Source organism: Pradoshia sp. Z5_111 (assembly GCF_058267535.1).
On record NZ_JBZCPQ010000007.1, the window covers coordinates 96,071 to 110,995 of the forward strand.

17 protein-coding genes are annotated in these 14,925 nt (G+C 38.6%); 13 read left to right on the forward strand and 4 right to left on the reverse strand.

Annotated elements, in window-relative coordinates:
- Window positions 1-100: 100 nt before the first annotated feature.
- The 8 genes from AC4D4A_RS14860 to AC4D4A_RS14895 are packed head-to-tail and all read left to right on the forward strand — an operon-like array spanning window position 101 to window position 5,165.
- Window positions 101-655, forward strand: coding sequence for a YqeG family HAD IIIA-type phosphatase (locus tag AC4D4A_RS14860; protein WP_490996677.1), 555 nt, complete (start codon window positions 101-103; stop codon window positions 653-655).
- Window positions 643-1,764 carry a ribosome biogenesis GTPase YqeH gene (gene yqeH, locus AC4D4A_RS14865; protein WP_490996604.1) on the forward strand — a complete coding sequence of 374 codons (1,122 nt, stop codon included), beginning with the start codon at window positions 643-645 and terminating at the stop codon, window positions 1,762-1,764. Before AC4D4A_RS14860 ends, yqeH begins: the two co-directional genes overlap by 13 nt.
- Window positions 1,765-1,775: 11 nt before the next feature.
- Complete coding sequence (gene aroE, locus AC4D4A_RS14870) at window positions 1,776-2,606, forward strand: shikimate dehydrogenase (protein ID WP_490996605.1); 831 nt, start codon at window positions 1,776-1,778, stop codon at window positions 2,604-2,606.
- Window positions 2,607-2,900, forward strand: coding sequence for a ribosome assembly RNA-binding protein YhbY (gene yhbY / locus AC4D4A_RS14875; protein WP_066105322.1), 294 nt, complete (start codon window positions 2,607-2,609; stop codon window positions 2,898-2,900).
- A gap of 33 nt (window positions 2,901-2,933) precedes the next feature.
- Window positions 2,934-3,521, forward strand: coding sequence for a nicotinate-nucleotide adenylyltransferase (locus tag AC4D4A_RS14880; protein WP_490996606.1), 588 nt, complete (start codon window positions 2,934-2,936; stop codon window positions 3,519-3,521).
- On the forward strand, window positions 3,490-4,062 hold the full coding sequence (gene yqeK / locus AC4D4A_RS14885; protein WP_490996607.1) for a bis(5'-nucleosyl)-tetraphosphatase (symmetrical) YqeK: 573 nt from the start codon (window positions 3,490-3,492) through the stop codon (window positions 4,060-4,062). The genes AC4D4A_RS14880 and yqeK overlap by 32 nt, the downstream gene beginning before the upstream one ends.
- Complete coding sequence (gene rsfS / locus AC4D4A_RS14890; protein WP_066105311.1) at window positions 4,063-4,416, forward strand: ribosome silencing factor; 354 nt, start codon at window positions 4,063-4,065, stop codon at window positions 4,414-4,416.
- Entirely contained in the window at window positions 4,413-5,165 is a 753-nt protein-coding gene (locus tag AC4D4A_RS14895; RefSeq protein ID WP_490996608.1) for a class I SAM-dependent DNA methyltransferase, read from the forward strand. Before rsfS ends, AC4D4A_RS14895 begins: the two co-directional genes overlap by 4 nt.
- 110 nt (window positions 5,166-5,275) lie before the next feature.
- Here the strand turns inward: AC4D4A_RS14895 and comER are convergent, their stop codons facing one another.
- On the reverse strand, window positions 5,276-6,106 hold the full coding sequence (gene comER / locus AC4D4A_RS14900; protein ID WP_490996609.1) for a late competence protein ComER: 831 nt from the start codon (window positions 6,104-6,106) through the stop codon (window positions 5,276-5,278).
- Window positions 6,107-6,204: 98 nt separating this feature from the next.
- On the opposite strand from comER, the gene AC4D4A_RS14905 reads away from it, so the two are divergent.
- The 3 genes from AC4D4A_RS14905 to AC4D4A_RS14915 all read left to right on the forward strand — a co-directional run bounded on the left by AC4D4A_RS14905 (window position 6,205) and on the right by AC4D4A_RS14915 (window position 9,812).
- Window positions 6,205-6,861 (forward strand): helix-hairpin-helix domain-containing protein, encoded by a 657-nt coding sequence (locus tag AC4D4A_RS14905; protein WP_490996610.1) that lies wholly within the window; start codon window positions 6,205-6,207, stop codon window positions 6,859-6,861.
- 79 nt (window positions 6,862-6,940) lie between these two features.
- The gene (locus tag AC4D4A_RS14910; RefSeq protein ID WP_490996611.1) at window positions 6,941-7,510 is read left to right on the forward strand and encodes a ComE operon protein 2; all 570 of its coding nucleotides are present in this window, start codon (window positions 6,941-6,943) and stop codon (window positions 7,508-7,510) included.
- A complete protein-coding gene (locus AC4D4A_RS14915; RefSeq protein WP_490996612.1) occupies window positions 7,479-9,812 on the forward strand; it encodes a DNA internalization-related competence protein ComEC/Rec2 in 2,334 nt (777 codons plus the stop codon). The genes AC4D4A_RS14910 and AC4D4A_RS14915 overlap by 32 nt, the downstream gene beginning before the upstream one ends.
- Before the next feature lie 48 nt (window positions 9,813-9,860).
- On the opposite strand, the gene AC4D4A_RS14920 is transcribed toward AC4D4A_RS14915, so the two are convergent.
- Complete coding sequence (locus tag AC4D4A_RS14920; RefSeq protein ID WP_066105296.1) at window positions 9,861-9,995, reverse strand: YqzM family protein; 135 nt, start codon at window positions 9,993-9,995, stop codon at window positions 9,861-9,863.
- Window positions 9,996-10,306: 311 nt separating this feature from the next.
- On the opposite strand from AC4D4A_RS14920, the gene holA reads away from it, so the two are divergent.
- Window positions 10,307-11,311 (forward strand): DNA polymerase III subunit delta, encoded by a 1,005-nt coding sequence (gene holA, locus AC4D4A_RS14925; protein WP_490996678.1) that lies wholly within the window; start codon window positions 10,307-10,309, stop codon window positions 11,309-11,311.
- Window positions 11,312-11,367: 56 nt separating this feature from the next.
- Here holA and AC4D4A_RS14930 read toward each other — a convergent pair whose 3' ends face one another.
- Window positions 11,368-12,651, reverse strand: coding sequence for a LysM peptidoglycan-binding domain-containing protein (locus AC4D4A_RS14930; protein ID WP_490996613.1), 1,284 nt, complete (start codon window positions 12,649-12,651; stop codon window positions 11,368-11,370).
- A gap of 219 nt (window positions 12,652-12,870) precedes the next feature.
- On the opposite strand from AC4D4A_RS14930, the gene AC4D4A_RS14935 reads away from it, so the two are divergent.
- Window positions 12,871-14,355 (forward strand): MFS transporter, encoded by a 1,485-nt coding sequence (locus AC4D4A_RS14935; protein ID WP_490996614.1) that lies wholly within the window; start codon window positions 12,871-12,873, stop codon window positions 14,353-14,355.
- 263 nt (window positions 14,356-14,618) lie between these two features.
- Here AC4D4A_RS14935 and rpsT read toward each other — a convergent pair whose 3' ends face one another.
- On the reverse strand, window positions 14,619-14,885 hold the full coding sequence (gene rpsT / locus AC4D4A_RS14940; protein ID WP_066105290.1) for a 30S ribosomal protein S20: 267 nt from the start codon (window positions 14,883-14,885) through the stop codon (window positions 14,619-14,621).
- Window positions 14,886-14,925: the final 40 nt, after the last annotated feature.

Sequence of the window (14,925 nt, forward strand, 5' to 3'; positions counted from 1 at the left end):
TTAAATAATGACGCAATATGTCGAAAGGTTTTATATTTCGACTGCACTTTTCATCAAATTTAGCTATTTGGCTAAGACATAAATTAAAATATCCGTTATGATGGATAACGGTGAAAAAGAATTAATAGAGGTGTATAGAGTGATAAAAGCATTTTTACCTTCCAAGCATGTTAAAAGTATTTATGAAATCAAACCTAAGGAATTAAAAGATAATGGTATAAAGGGGATTATTACTGACCTTGATAATACCCTTGTGGAATGGGATCGTCCTCTTGCCACTCCAGAACTGATTGCTTGGTTTGAAATGATGAAGCAACATGGGATTAAAGTGACCATTGTGTCCAATAACAGTGAGCTGCGTGTAAAGTCCTTTGCTGATCCACTTCAAATCCCCTTTATCTTTAGAGCTAAAAAGCCTATGGGAGCTGCATTCAAAAGAGCTGTAGAGATTATGGATATTAAAAGAGAAGAAGCAGTCGTGATCGGTGACCAGCTTTTAACCGATGTTTTGGGCGGTAATCGTAATGGGTTTCAAACAATTCTTGTAGTTCCTGTTGCTCAAACAGATGGCTGGACTACTAAAATAAATCGTAAAATTGAACGCAGAATATTAACATGGTTCCGTAAAAAAGGACAGATAACATGGGAGGACTAGAATTGGAAAAGGATCAAATTAGCTGTGTGGGATGCGGTGTCACTATTCAAACAGAGCATACTGACAAAATAGGATATGCACCGGCTTCCTCACTTCAAAAAGAACAAATCATTTGTCAAAGATGTTTTCGACTTAAACACTATAATGAAGTACAAGATGTATCCCTAACGGATGACGACTTTTTAAAAATACTGAACGGAATTGGAAGTAAAGATGCTTTAATTGTAAAATTAGTAGATATATTTGATTTCAATGGAAGCTGGCTTCCGGGTATTCAAAGATTTGTCGGTCACAATCCAGTTGTTTTAATCGGTAATAAGAGTGATTTATTACCAAAATCAGTCAAGCCTAATAAGCTAATTACCTGGATGAAGCACATGTCGGCTGAACTTGGCTTACATCCTGTGGATATTATGCTTGTCAGCGGTGCTAAAGGACATGGAATTGAAGAAGCAATGGAGCGTATTGAGGAATTGCGTGAAGGACGTGATGTATATGTCGTAGGCTGTACAAACGTCGGAAAATCCACCTTTATCAACCGTATTATTAAACAGGGCAGCGGAGAAGAAAATGTGATTACAACTTCATACTTCCCAGGAACAACTCTTGATATTATTGAAATCCCATTGGATGATGAAAGAGCTTTAATAGACACGCCGGGAATCATTAATCACCATCAAATGGCTCACTTTGTGGGTAAAGAAGATTTAAAAGTGATTACTCCAAAGAAAGAGATTAAACCTAGAGTTTTTCAATTGAATGCTGGGCAAACTCTCTTTTTCGGTGGCTTGGCTCGATTTGACTTTATTCAGGGAGAACGGAATTCATTTACTTGTTATTTGTCCAATGAGCTAAATATCCATCGGACGAAATTAGAAAAAGCGGACGAGCTGTACAAAACACATGCAGGCGAATTATTGGTGCCGCCGCGTCCTTCTGAATTAGATGATTTCCCTCCGCTAGTAGCTCACCAATTCTCTATAAAAGAAGGGAAGACAGACATCGTGTTTTCTGGTCTGGGCTGGGTAACGATTAATAAGCCGGGTGCAGTAATTTCTGCGCATGTTCCTAAGGGAGTGCAAGTGACAATCCGTAAATCATTGATTTAAAGGAGAGTAAAATGAAGAAGCTGTTCGGGGTATTAGGGAATCCAATTAAGCATTCAATGTCTCCGCTTATTCATAACGATGCATTTGATCAATATTCAGTTGATGGAGTATATTTGCCGTTTGGCGTTCGGGATAATGAGCTACGACAGGCAGTCGAAGGTTTGAAGGCTTTGGGAGCCGGAGGATTTAATGTAACAGTACCTTTTAAAAGTCGCATTATTCCTTATATCGATGTCTTGGACGAATTTGCAAATGAAGTTGGTGCTGTTAACACTGTTGTGATAAAAGATGGACTTTTATATGGGTACAATACGGATGGCCCTGGATTTATTAAAGGACTGCTGACTATAACCGACCATATAGAAGGTCAAAATGTCTTAATTATCGGTGCGGGCGGTGCGGCAAGAGGAATTTATTTTGCACTCGCTAAAACAGGTGTTGCAAAAATCAATCTCGCCAATCGGACTCTTATTTCAGCAGAACAGCTGCTGGTCGATTATCGTGGCAATATAAATTCGAGAGCAATCAGCCTGAAAGAAGCGGAGAGCTCTCTTGCCCAATATGATATTATTATTCAGACAACCTCAGTTGGGTTAGCGGATGCACATGCATCACCACTTTCTCTGACAGAACTAAATCAAAATGCAGTTGTGTGTGATATTATTTATAATCCTCTTGAAACCAAAATTTTAAAAGAGGCAAAAGAACGTGGTAATAAGGTTCAAAACGGTGTGGATATGTTTGTAAATCAGGGGGCGCTGGCTTTCGAGTTATGGACTGGTGTTATGCCGGATACAGAAAGAATGAAACAATTAGTTTTACGACAATTAGGAGGATCATAAATGTTAAAAGGTAAACAAAAAAGATTTTTACGCTCAAAGGCACACTCTCTTCAACCGATATTCCAGGTTGGAAAAGGCGGAGTGAATGAAAATATGATTAAACAAATTGGTGAGGCGCTTGAAGTTCGTGAGCTTATCAAGGTCAGCATCCTGCAAAACTGCGAAGAGGATCGTGATACGGTGGCTGAACAGCTTTCTAAAGGTGCGCGTGCGGAGTTGGTTCAAGTCATTGGTAATACGATTGTTTTATACAAAGAATCAAGAGAAAACAAACAAATTATTCTTCCATCATAATTAAATTCTTATTCAGGGAAGGGGGCACTTTATATGAAGAAAATTGGTATACTAGGCGGAACATTCGATCCCCCTCATATCGGTCATTTAATTATTGCAAATGAGGTTAGGGAGCAATTAGATTTGGATGAGATACGCTTTATGCCAAATAATGTGCCCCCTCATAAAACCAAAACTTCAACATCTAATAAAGAGCGCTTGGATATGCTTACATTAGCAATTGATAGTAACCCATGGTTTACGATTGATACAATAGAATGGGAAAGAAATGGACCATCCTATACGATAGATACCATTAAACTCCTGAAGGAACGGGAAATAAACTCAGAAATTTATTTCATTATCGGTGCTGATATGATTGAATATTTACCGAAGTGGAAACAAATAGATGAATTGAGTGAATTAGTCCACTTTACAGGTGTTAAACGTCCTGGTTACAGTACTGAGACATCCTATCCTGTCACATTGGTGGATATCCCGGAAATTGCTGTTTCCTCTTCGTGGATTCGTGAAAAAATAAGCAATGGGAAGACAATCAAATATTTGGTACCTGATGCGGTAAAGATATATATTGAGGAGAATCAGTTATATGGATCAACGCAAAGCATTGGAGATCGTTAGGAGGCAACTACCTGATAAACGATATATTCATACATTGGGTGTATTGGAAAGTGCTCAGGAATTGGCAGAACGATACGGTGCAGATATAGAAAAAGCTAAATTGGCAGCAATCTTCCATGATTATGCCAAATATCGTCCTCTGGATGAGATGGAACAAATCATTAAGAATGAGCAATTACCGCAGGATTTATTGGAATATAATACTGAATTATGGCATGCACCGGTTGGAGCGGTTTTAGTTAAGAAAGAAGCAAATCTCTATGATGAGGAAATTCTTTCGGCAATCAAAAACCATACTTCGGGCTGTGTCGGTATGAGTATGCTTGATAAGATCATTTATTTGGCTGATTATATAGAGCCTGGGAGAAGTTTCCCTGGAGTAGATGAAGTGAGAGCATTGTCCTTACTAAGCCTGGATAAAGCTGTGCTCCAGGCAATGGGAAATACAATCACATTTTTGATTAAAAAAAATCAAACAATCTATCCAGATACCTTCCATGCCTATAACGATCTTGCAAAGCAGATAGGGAGGAACAATTAAATGAATGGTAAAGAATTATTAGAAGTAGCTGCAAAAGCAGCTGATGACAAAAGAGCAGAAGAGATTCTCGTATTGGATATGAAGGGAATTTCGTTGATTTCTGATTACTTCATTATTTGCCACGGTAACTCAGACAAACAAGTACAAGCAATTGCACGCGAAATGAAGGAAAAAGTCGAAGAAAATGGAGCAACAGTCCGCCGAATGGAAGGCTTTGATGAAGCGCGTTGGGTTCTAGTGGATATGGGCGATGTTGTAGCGCATATTTTCCATAAAGATGATCGTTCTTACTATAAATTGGAAAGATTATGGGGAGATGCCCCAGAAGTATCATTGCAGGAACTTAATATATGAATGTAAGTTATCAAAACTTTGCTTATGTTTATGATTACTTAATGAAAGATGCTCCCTATCAGGAATGGGTTGAGTTTGTAAAAAAAATTGCCCGAAAATATCAATTGAATGAAAAAACGATTCTTGATATTGGATGTGGGACTGGTGAGCTTGCCCGCCGCTTAAAAGAAGCGGGCTTCCAGCCAACCGGAGTTGATTTATCGGAAGAAATGCTGGCTGTGGCAATTCAAAAAGCAAACGAGAATCAGTACGACATCCCGTTTTATCACCAGGACATGCGAGCTTTAGAAGGACTGAATCTATATGATATCGTTGTCATCTTCTGTGACTCTTTAAATTATCTGGCTGATGAAAATGATGTAAAGGATACCTTTAAAGGTGTATTGAACCATATGAAAGAGGATGGTTTATTTATCTTTGATGTTCATTCTGTGAAAAAAATGTCCACTTTTTTTAATGATCAAACCTATGCGGATAACGGAGATGATATCTCCTTTATCTGGAATGCATGGAAAGGAACCGAGGTTCCTCACAGTGTCGTACATGAGTTGACTTTCTTTGTATATGATCATGAACTTGATGCATATAATCGATTTGATGAAGACCATTTTCAACGTACATACCCAATCGATATGTATAAAACGTGGCTTGATGAAATTGGATTTGAGCTTGTGGAGCTGATGGGTGACTTCGGAGGAAATTCCCTTGATGAGGCCGATCGAATCTTCTTTGTTTGTAAAAGAAAATAATGTAAAAAACCAGGAAACGTCATGTTCCTGGTTTTTTTAGTAAATTGACACAATGTTTTCATAAATACCTTTGTTTTCGTAAAGGACTTTTATAATATGATTAGAATTAATTAATAATATGAAACCCCAAATTGATTTTCAATTCCCTTTAAATCCTCTTCAAATTTTCGATGCGTAGCCTGAAAAACATGACTAAATACCTCTCCTAATTCACTTTCGAGTACCTTGATACCTTCCCCTGTAATACCGCCTTTCACACACACCTTTTCTTGCAAAGCAGGTAATGAAAAATGCTGTTGACGTAATAATTCACCGAGCCCAATCAGCATCGATTCGGTTAGCTGGGTGGCTTCTTCAGTGCTTATTCCCGTATGGTTAACTGCAGCTTCGATAAAGTTCCTTGCAATATAACTAAAAAAAGCCGGACCGCAGCTAACAATATCTGAGGATACTCTGGTATATTTGTTGTCGATTTCGAGCGGCTTTGAAATAGCTGCTGCCATCTGCTGAAGTTGGTTCTGCCAATAAGGACTGCAGGATTCACCGAATGTCAGCAGTGTTGCGCCTGCCAAGGCGCGATTGGTGATAGATGGAATAAATCTGGCGCATGAACAGGGGGCGACAGCTTCCAATTGCTTGATGGAGATCGGGCTTGTGATGGAAACAATACAATTATCCGAACTTAGATGAGGTTCAAGAATTTCAATCAATGGATACATTTCATGCGGCTTTACACATAAAAAGATTAAATCCGCTTGTTTTGCAAGTTCAATACTTGTGTGGGCTACATGGACCCCTGGTAATTCAACAGCCAGGGATTGAGCTTTGTGTAAAGTCCTGTTCATGATGATTACATCCTTTGCTGCAACAGCAGAAGACCCAATTAAACTTTGAATTAAGATGGTTCCCATATTACCTGTGCCAATTATGCCGGTAATCATTATAAATCCTCCTTATTGGATAAATATCACGATATCCACTATTCCTTATAACAAATTTATGCAAGCAAATATCAAATATGAAGAGGAGCGTAAATTAAATGAATGAGAAAATCGTACAGTTTATCAGCCGAAATGGAATCCTGTTAGCAGGTGCAGGTGTAGCCTGTGCTGCACTCTTCTTTTGGAATCTGCAATCTGAAGAAGGGCAATTGGAACAAAGTGAAATAAATTGGACGGAAGAAAGTGAAACAGAAAAAAAGAATGAGGATACGGAAAAACTGCTGGAGGAATCCGAGGTGACAGCTACTTATAAGGTTGATGTGAAGGGTGCCGTTCAAAAACCCGGTGTATATGAATTTTTAAAGGGGGATCGAGTAACGGATGTCATTCAGAAAGCAGGTGGATTGAAAGAAGGTGCTGATAGTAAGCAGGTGAATATGGCGCAATTAGTAGAGGATGAAATGGTCATCTATATTCCAAACAAGGGTGAGGCGGTAGAGGCCTCTAATCAGACTGCTGGGGAAAGTTCGGGGAATACAGTCTCGGCGGCCAAGGGGGATGGTACAATTAATTTAAATAAAGCAACATCTGAAGAACTGCAGGAACTTCCGGGAATCGGTCCGAGTAAAGCGACAGCGATTTTACAAAAACGGGAAGAACTTGGATCGTTTAAAACAATTGAAGATTTGAAAGAAGTTACAGGTATAGGAGATAAGACATTTGAAAAGCTCAGGGAATTAATAACTGTTAAGTAAGAAAAGAATAGTTGTATGAAGGATCGAATTCTTGTTAAAGTGAAGGAAAGTTCATTGTAATTAGAAAGAGGAGAGAGAAATGGAACGTATTTCATGGGATCAGTATTTTATGGCGCAGAGCCACTTACTTGCATTAAGAAGCACATGTACAAGGTTAATGGTTGGAGCGACAGTCGTAAGGGATAATCGCATTATTGCCGGCGGGTACAATGGATCAATTGCTGGGGGTGTGCATTGTGTGGACGAAGGATGCTATGTTATTGATAACCATTGCGTTCGAACCATCCATGCTGAAATGAATGCCTTGTTGCAATGTGCTAAATTTGGCGTACCAACTGAGGGTGCTGAGATTTATGTTACTCATTTCCCTTGCTTGCAATGCTGTAAAGCCTTAATTCAAGCAGGAATTAAAACAATCTATTATGCCGAAGCCTATAAGAATCATCCGTATGCTGAAGAATTATTTGAGCAGGCAGGCGTGCGCGTTAAACAGGTGATTGTTGATGAAAAATGGGTTGATTTCCATGATGAAAAGAAAATGTATTTTGTCATGGAGCTTATTAATGAGCTAAAAGAAAGAGGAGCTTCTGACTCTGATCTTGCTGGCTATCTAAAAGATGCAGCAAGTTTATTTCCGCAATTTGACTGATATGAGCAACCGATTTTTATTTTATAGTGCTGTAATTGCTGTTTTAGGGATTACAGCACCCATTTATTCAAATAAAACCTTTCTTCTTTTACTATTCCTCGTATTTTGTTACATTCTAAACAAATTTCCAATTAAGCAATCGATTCTCCTATATGTGATCTTTTCAATATTTTGTGTCCATAGCTTTTTTTGGGATCGTTCAAATACCAGTCAGTTGACCGGGGCTGAAACTCAGCTTTTAATCCATTTTACATCCTATCCAGAAATTAATGGGGACCGTGTTAGCGGTCTTGCTGAACTCTCAGATAACGAGAAAATATGGATTACATATCGAATTAACCACGAAGAGGAGGCAAATGAATTAAAAAATATGATTCTAACCGGAAAGTCCTTTCGCGTAACCGGAAATCTGACAAAACCAACTCGTGCAACGGTCGAGAATGGATTTGATTTTGGGTCCTATCTAAGGTTTAATAGAGCGCATTGGATTTTGGAAATCGAAAATAAAGAAGATATATCCAAAGAAAGCCGCAATTTGTTTGTGAAACTGGCTCAAATGAGGGAGCGGGAAATTAAGCGGATTGATCGTTTATACTCAGGTACGGCTGGCAGCTTTACTAAAGCACTCATATTTGGTGAACAAAGTGGGATATCAGAGGATATGTATAACCAATTTAAGAAACTGGGGATTGTCCATATTTTAGCTTTGTCAGGGATGCAAGTTGCGTTAGTGGCAGCTATTTTATTTTATGGCTTTTTAAGAATAGGATTTACTCGGAGGCAAACCTTTTTGCTGCTAGCTTGTCTACTTCCTTTTTATGCAGTTATCACCGGATTGTCTGCTTCGATTGTCAGAGCAAGTATGATGGCTTCCATCTTTATGTTAGGTCAATATATCGGACTGCGGTTGACTGCTTTTAAAACAATAACGATTTGTCTAATGGGGTTTCTACTTATTAATCCGTATCAAATCTTCCAAATCGGTTTTCAGTTATCTTTTTTGCTGACATATGGGTTAATACTTTCATCGAAAATCCTTCAAAAATCGCCACATTCACCTGTTTTCAGTCTTTTTATTATGACAGCCATATGCCAAATCATCTCCACGCCAATCATAATCTATCATTTTTATGAAATTTCCCTCATTAGTTTTATTTCTAACCTACTTTATGTACCGTTGTTTACTTATTTATTGTTTCCTGTAACCATTGGTGTTTATTTGCTGATAATCCTTGATGTATTTGTTGAGCCAGGATTATGGATGCTCAATTTTATTTATTCCTTATTGGAGAAATCTACAGAGCTTATGTCTGCCTTTCCTGTCTCCACACTTATTTTTGGGAAGCCCTCCAAAGTGGTAATGGTATGTATTGTGGTTTGTTTTATCTCTATTCTTATTGGAATAGAAATCCGCTCGAAACGCCTGTTTAATGCGTGTCTAATCACGATTTTAATGCTCTTTTATCAATATAACAGTCAGCTTATTTCGCGAAATGGAGAGATAACCTTTATAGATGTGGGGCAGGGGGATTCAACGTTCATTCAATTACCTGGTGATAATGGAACATATCTTATTGATACAGGTGGAGCCACTCTGTTTGGAAAGGAGGAGTGGACAGTACAAAATAGCCAGTTCGATCCTGGAAAAGATACTATATTGCCATTTTTAAAAAGCAAAGGAATTAAAGTCATTGATAAACTAGTCCTTACACATGCTGATCAGGACCATGTCGGAGGTGCGAGAGCCATTGTAAAAGAATTGAAGATTGGTGAGATATTGATACCATTTGAACAGCGTGAGGAGTTTAGAGAGACGGAAGTAATAAAGGAAGCGATTGATCAGAAAATCCCCGTTAAAGAAGTACAGGCAGGAATGGGGTGGACTGCAGGTGATGCTAAATTCATCATTTTATCACCGATAGAGAAAGTCGAGGAAAAGAATGAGTCTTCCATTGTTATAAAAGCACATATCAATCAGCTAGATTGGTTATTTGTTGGAGATTTAGGTGAACCCGGAGAAGACAAGCTTTTGCAAAATGAAATGAACCTAAGGGCTGATATTTTAAAAGTGGGACACCATGGCAGCAGAAACTCTTCCCAAGTAGAATTTATAAGAAAGGTAGATCCTAAAATAGCAGTCATTTCATCGGGCAGAGATAATCGTTTTGGCCACCCGCATGAGGAAGTTATTCATTTGCTTGATATAGAAAATATTATTATTTATAGAACAGATTTGCAGGGCAGTATTCAATATACGTATACGAACAAAAAAGATGGAACGATTTCTATTCAAAGTCCATAGTATGTGTAAGAAATGAAAAACGGCCATGAGGCCGCTTGAAAAATTGAACTATGCACCGATTAATTGGATGACCATGGCAATAATAAACATGGTAGCGAAAAAACCAAATGATACAACAAATCCCATGATGGAATCTGATACGTCATTTGTCTTTGATTGTACATTCTTTTCAAACTCGTTCATTAATCCACCCCCCGACCTCTTTTATCATAGAACATTTAGTAAAAAAAATCCACAATCTCCAAATTTATATAATTATTATCCTTCTATTTTCCAAATAAACATTTCAGTACATGAAAGAGTCATTTAAATGGTAATTGATCTATAGCGCTTTTTCGCTTTCTTGTTAGGTATCCCGGGTCCGGCAAGAAGGCGTTGATATAGATTCTGGGAACCGGTTATTTTTTCCGGTTCCTCTTGAAAGACTTGTCAAAATGGATGGCGAAGATTAGGATGAAAGAAGGAATTTATAAATAGAGGCGATTATATTGGTAATGGATTTATGGAATACAATTAAAAGTAAACGGTTTAGTCCTGTCTATCTTTTATTTGGTGAAGAAGAGTACTTTATAAAAAAAACAAAGGCTTTAATCTGCGAGCATGCTCTTTCGGAGGATGAAGCGGAGTTTAATTTGGCTACTATTGATCTGGAGGAAACACCTATAGAGTTGGCGATTGAGGAATTAGAAACCTTACCGTTTATCGGGGAGCGCAGGGTTGTTATATTACATAATCCCGTATTTTTGACAGCCGAAAGAAAAAAGGAAAAGGTTGAGCATGATTTGAAAAGGTTGGAAAGCTATCTGGCTAATCCTTCACCGACATCAATTGCCATCTTTATAGCCCCATATCCAAAGCTGGACGAGCGTAAGAAAATCACGAAGGAATTAAAGAGAAATTCTGCAGTGCTGGAAGCAAAACCGTTATACGAAAAGGAATTATCCAAATGGATTACTGCCAACGCTAAATCTTTAGGAGTGAAAATTACACCTGAGGCGGTAGAAACCTTGTTATCCCTGACGGGGAATCATTTAATGATGGCTGCAAATGAGTTGGAAAAGCTCGCTTTGTATGCGACGGTTGAACAGGAAATTGACAAGGCAATGGTAAATAAACTTGTTCCCAAGACCTTTGATCAGAATGTATTTGATTTGGTTGATTATATTATGAATGGTCAAAAAAAGGGAGCTATCCAGTTGTATAAGGAGCTTTTGATTTTAAAGGAAGAACCAATTCGTATATTAGCAGCCATTGCACGGCAATACAGGATTATACTTCAGGTTAAAAAGCTATCAGGACAAGGCTACAATACACAGCAAATAGCATCTAAATTAAAAATGAGCCCTTATCCGGTTAAACTTGCACTGAAGCGTGTGAATGATTTTACAGAAATGAAATTAATGCGTGCTCTCTCTGAATTGGCAGAGCTGGACTATAAAATGAAGAGCGGTGCCGGAGACAAAGAAATTCTGTTAGAGCTGTTTATATTAAAATCATAACAGTACCTGGCAAACGAAAGGTATCATGGCAAGTACATGATACCTTTTTTGCAATGCTATCTTTTAATGGTAGTGAAGTTGTTTTCTATTAAGAGCCAGTTCTGTGGAAACGATAATCCTAATTTCCAATAACTCATCCCCCGAAGATTCAATTCCTTTAGGAGATTGAATTTTGCCTGTATGGAGCGGGCATCCTCAAACCAGACCTCGTGTTCTCTTCCTTCGGCATCCCTGTATCTAAAATAAGGTGCCTGAGCATTATTATCATAAAGAATGGGCACGTTATTACGTCGTGCCAGGTCAATGGCCTGTTGAGGGGATACCGCTCTGGCCGTAGTGCCCTGTACGAAGGGGAGTGTCCAATCATAGCCATACAGATTTTGCCCTATCATAATTTTACGTGAAGGAATCTCCGAGATCGCATAGGTAAGCACCTGGCGAACTGGTCCTATAGGGGATACAGCCTGAGCCGGCCCGCCGCTGTAACCCCATTCATAAGTCATAATGAGCACCCAATCGACAACTGCCCCCTGTGCTTTGTAATCATGTGCTTCATACCACTTGCCAGTTTGAGTGGCGCTTGTTTTAGGAGCCAGCGCAATTGAAACCTGCCAGCCCTGCGGTGAAAACCGCTCCTTTGCCTTTCTTAAGAAATTTGTATAGGCCTCCCGATCCTCGCCTCGCAGGCTTTCAAAGTCAAAATGAATATCTCTGAATCCTTGAGCTTTGGCTGTTTCCTCAATTGTGGAAAGCAATTTATTTTGTATATCTGTATTGTTTAAGATCAGAGCGCCGAGATCGCTGCTGAATGCATCATTCTCTAAATTTGTCACAACCATGACCAGTACATTGTTCGCGCTCCTGGCTATGGCCGGAAATTCACCTAATAGAGGCGGTTTCAGCGTACCGTCGCGTTGAACTTGATAGCTGAACGGTGATAAGTATGTAAGGTGAGGTGCTGCAATTCTTGCTTCTCGTTCCAGATTGGGAGAAACAGTATTTCCTCTTGGTTCCACGTATGCATTAAATTCAGCCTCGCGTTTAGGGATTGGGGGGATATACAGTCTTAATCCAACAGTTAATGGGGTATTTAAAGAAAGATTATTTATTTCTGCAATTTCTTGAGCAGTCCTTCCAAATTTCCGGCCAATCGTATATAGGCTATCTCCTGGCTGCACAAAGTAATAGCTCCCTGTAATCGGAATAACAAGTGCCTGACCAATAACCAAATCATTTGGATTTTCTAATTGATTTGAAGAGATAATCTGTTCAGGTGTAGTATTAAAGGTCTGCGCAATGGAGTAGATGCTTTCTCCTTGTCTGACAACATGTATTTGCATTTCTTTTCTCCTTTCGGTGGCTTATTATATTAAATGTATGTAGAGGAAGGAATAAGAATAACCAAAATGGATATTGCCCTAAGCAAGAGGATAAAATAGAAAGTTCGTAATTTGTCCACTTTTAGAAGCTGAAAGTTTACTAATTAATTCAATTTGGTATAAAGAATAGATTATAATTTGAATGAAGAGTTTGTTGCATCGTTGAGGAGTGAAATCATTTTGAAAAGGAAGTATAAGGGATTGCATCCCATTACCATACTACGTATTACGGGAATACTGGATGGTATCTCACTGCTTTTATTATTGGGGATTGCCATGCCGCTTAAATACTGGGGAGATTTACCTTTTGCCGTCACTGTTGCTGGTTCAATACACGGCGGTATATTTATGGGGTATGTAGCAGCGATTGTTTATACGCAGATTCGAATACAGTGGAACATAGGCTGGTCCTTATTAGCCTTTTTTGTCGCTTTTATCCCATTCGGTAATTTTTGTTTTGATGTTTGGTTGAAAAAGCATCAATCATTGTACGATGTAAAACCCTTACCGAAGCTGTGGATTGTATATACCATTATCATGTTTACGTTTATCGATTTATTTACACAGCTGCCAGTTATGAGTACATATGCTACTTCGCTTGGCGCAAGTGTAATGATTGCAGGGTTTGTTGTGGGGATGTATTCATTGACCAATACTTTTGGGAACATATTGTCCGGGATTTTTACGGATAAATATGGATCTTTTATTGTGCTTTGTTCAGGTTTGCTTATGACGAGCGTTTCTTTACTGCTTTATAATTTTGTAAATGATGTACCTGAACTGATTATCGTGCGTTTCCTCCATGGCTTTCTTGGTGGATTAATTGTACCTGCTGCTTTTACCTACTTAGCTAACCAAATGGATAGTAAGAAGCAAGGCAGCCAAAGTGCTGTGACAGGTTCATTTATTGGAATTGCAGCTATTTGCGGTCCTGCATATGGCGGTATTATGGCTAGCAGGACATCTGTGCCATTTGTTTTTACGACCATTGCTGCGTGCGGGATTATTCTATTGCTTGCAACATTGTTGTTTTTGAGAACTCATTCTGATTCGAAACAGCAAAAGACGGAGAAGAGGGAAAAACTAACCTTTCATAAAGGAATACTCCAAGCCTACACTGGAGCATTCTTTTTAATGTTTTCACAAGGGGCGCTTGCCTATTTGTTACCCTTGCACATTGATGTGTTAGGCTATACTTCAAGATTAAGCGGTACGTTAATGAGTATATTTGGATTGGTTGCTGTTGCGATCTTTATTCTGCCGACGAATAAATATTTTGATCGAATTCCGCCTTTGGTTAGCTTTTCGATTGGATTGGCATGTATGGGGGTCAGTCAAGTTTTACTAGGGCAATCGAGTGAACTAATAGTTCTTTATTCTATAATGGTTTTATACGGGATTGGGTTTGCTTTCTTATTTCCTGCCGTAAATTCATTACTGGTTCAATCGACTACTGAAAGAATGCGCGGGAAGGCGTATGGATATTTTTATGCGTTATTTTCATTAGGAGTTGTTGCTGGATCATCAGGTCTCGGATTAATACCAGCTTCTATATCCACGCAATTTAGCTTAATTGGAATCTTATTACTAGTTTGTGCAACAGTTATATATATGCAGGCAAAGCAACCGGAAACAGATACTGTAGAAGACAGTGTTGAAGGTTAAATAGAGATTTTATCGGAAGGAGCTATCAGGCTCCTTTTTTTATTGGCCTGAAGAAGTGAGGTTGTTATACAGGGTTAATCTTTATAAAAGTTAAAATGGAAGCTGCGATGCTGCTCCTGCAGCTTTCTATTATGTACTAATTTCTTTCGCGCTCCCAAAATTCAACTGGTAATTATCTCCATAGTGATTTCCTATCAATAAAATAATCTATATTCTCATAATAAATCACAAAAAAAAAACGACCCTCTAGAGGGTACGTTTCATTAAGCGTTCAACTTGTTTACTTTTTTCATAAGACGAGATTTTTTACGAGCAGCAGCATTTTTGCTGATTAAGCCTTTAGTTGCAGCTTTATCTAGTCCTTTAACAGCAGCAACGATAGATTCGTTAGCAGCAGTAGCATCGTTAAGAGCAATTGCAGATTCTACTTTTTTAACGTTTGTACGTACAGCAGATTTTTGAGCAATATTGTTAGCTCTAGCAGTTTCGTTAGTTTTAACGCGTTTAATAGCTGATTTGATATTAGCCATTCTTTTCACCTCCAGAAGAACCGAGATTATGTCAACTCGA

What these genes read in the sequence shown, in the direction of transcription:
- AC4D4A_RS14860 (WP_490996677.1), top strand. Translation starts at nt 101, where the DNA reads ATGGATAACGGTGAAAAAGAATTAATAGAGGTGTATAGAGTGATAAAA.
- yqeH (WP_490996604.1), top strand. Translation starts at nt 643, where the DNA reads ATGGGAGGACTAGAATTGGAAAAGGATCAAATTAGCTGTGTGGGATGC.
- aroE (WP_490996605.1), top strand. Translation starts at nt 1,776, where the DNA reads ATGAAGAAGCTGTTCGGGGTATTAGGGAATCCAATTAAGCATTCAATG.
- yhbY (WP_066105322.1), top strand. Translation starts at nt 2,607, where the DNA reads ATGTTAAAAGGTAAACAAAAAAGATTTTTACGCTCAAAGGCACACTCT.
- AC4D4A_RS14880 (WP_490996606.1), top strand. Translation starts at nt 2,934, where the DNA reads ATGAAGAAAATTGGTATACTAGGCGGAACATTCGATCCCCCTCATATC.
- yqeK (WP_490996607.1), top strand. Translation starts at nt 3,490, where the DNA reads ATGGATCAACGCAAAGCATTGGAGATCGTTAGGAGGCAACTACCTGAT.
- rsfS (WP_066105311.1), top strand. Translation starts at nt 4,063, where the DNA reads ATGAATGGTAAAGAATTATTAGAAGTAGCTGCAAAAGCAGCTGATGAC.
- AC4D4A_RS14895 (WP_490996608.1), top strand. Translation starts at nt 4,413, where the DNA reads ATGAATGTAAGTTATCAAAACTTTGCTTATGTTTATGATTACTTAATG.
- comER (WP_490996609.1), bottom strand. Translation starts at nt 6,106, where the DNA reads ATGATTACCGGCATAATTGGCACAGGTAATATGGGAACCATCTTAATT.
- AC4D4A_RS14905 (WP_490996610.1), top strand. Translation starts at nt 6,205, where the DNA reads ATGAATGAGAAAATCGTACAGTTTATCAGCCGAAATGGAATCCTGTTA.
- AC4D4A_RS14910 (WP_490996611.1), top strand. Translation starts at nt 6,941, where the DNA reads ATGGAACGTATTTCATGGGATCAGTATTTTATGGCGCAGAGCCACTTA.
- AC4D4A_RS14915 (WP_490996612.1), top strand. Translation starts at nt 7,479, where the DNA reads ATGCAGCAAGTTTATTTCCGCAATTTGACTGATATGAGCAACCGATTT.
- AC4D4A_RS14920 (WP_066105296.1), bottom strand. Translation starts at nt 9,995, where the DNA reads ATGAACGAGTTTGAAAAGAATGTACAATCAAAGACAAATGACGTATCA.
- holA (WP_490996678.1), top strand. Translation starts at nt 10,307, where the DNA reads ATGGATTTATGGAATACAATTAAAAGTAAACGGTTTAGTCCTGTCTAT.
- AC4D4A_RS14930 (WP_490996613.1), bottom strand. Translation starts at nt 12,651, where the DNA reads ATGCAAATACATGTTGTCAGACAAGGAGAAAGCATCTACTCCATTGCG.
- rpsT (WP_066105290.1), bottom strand. Translation starts at nt 14,885, where the DNA reads ATGGCTAATATCAAATCAGCTATTAAACGCGTTAAAACTAACGAAACT.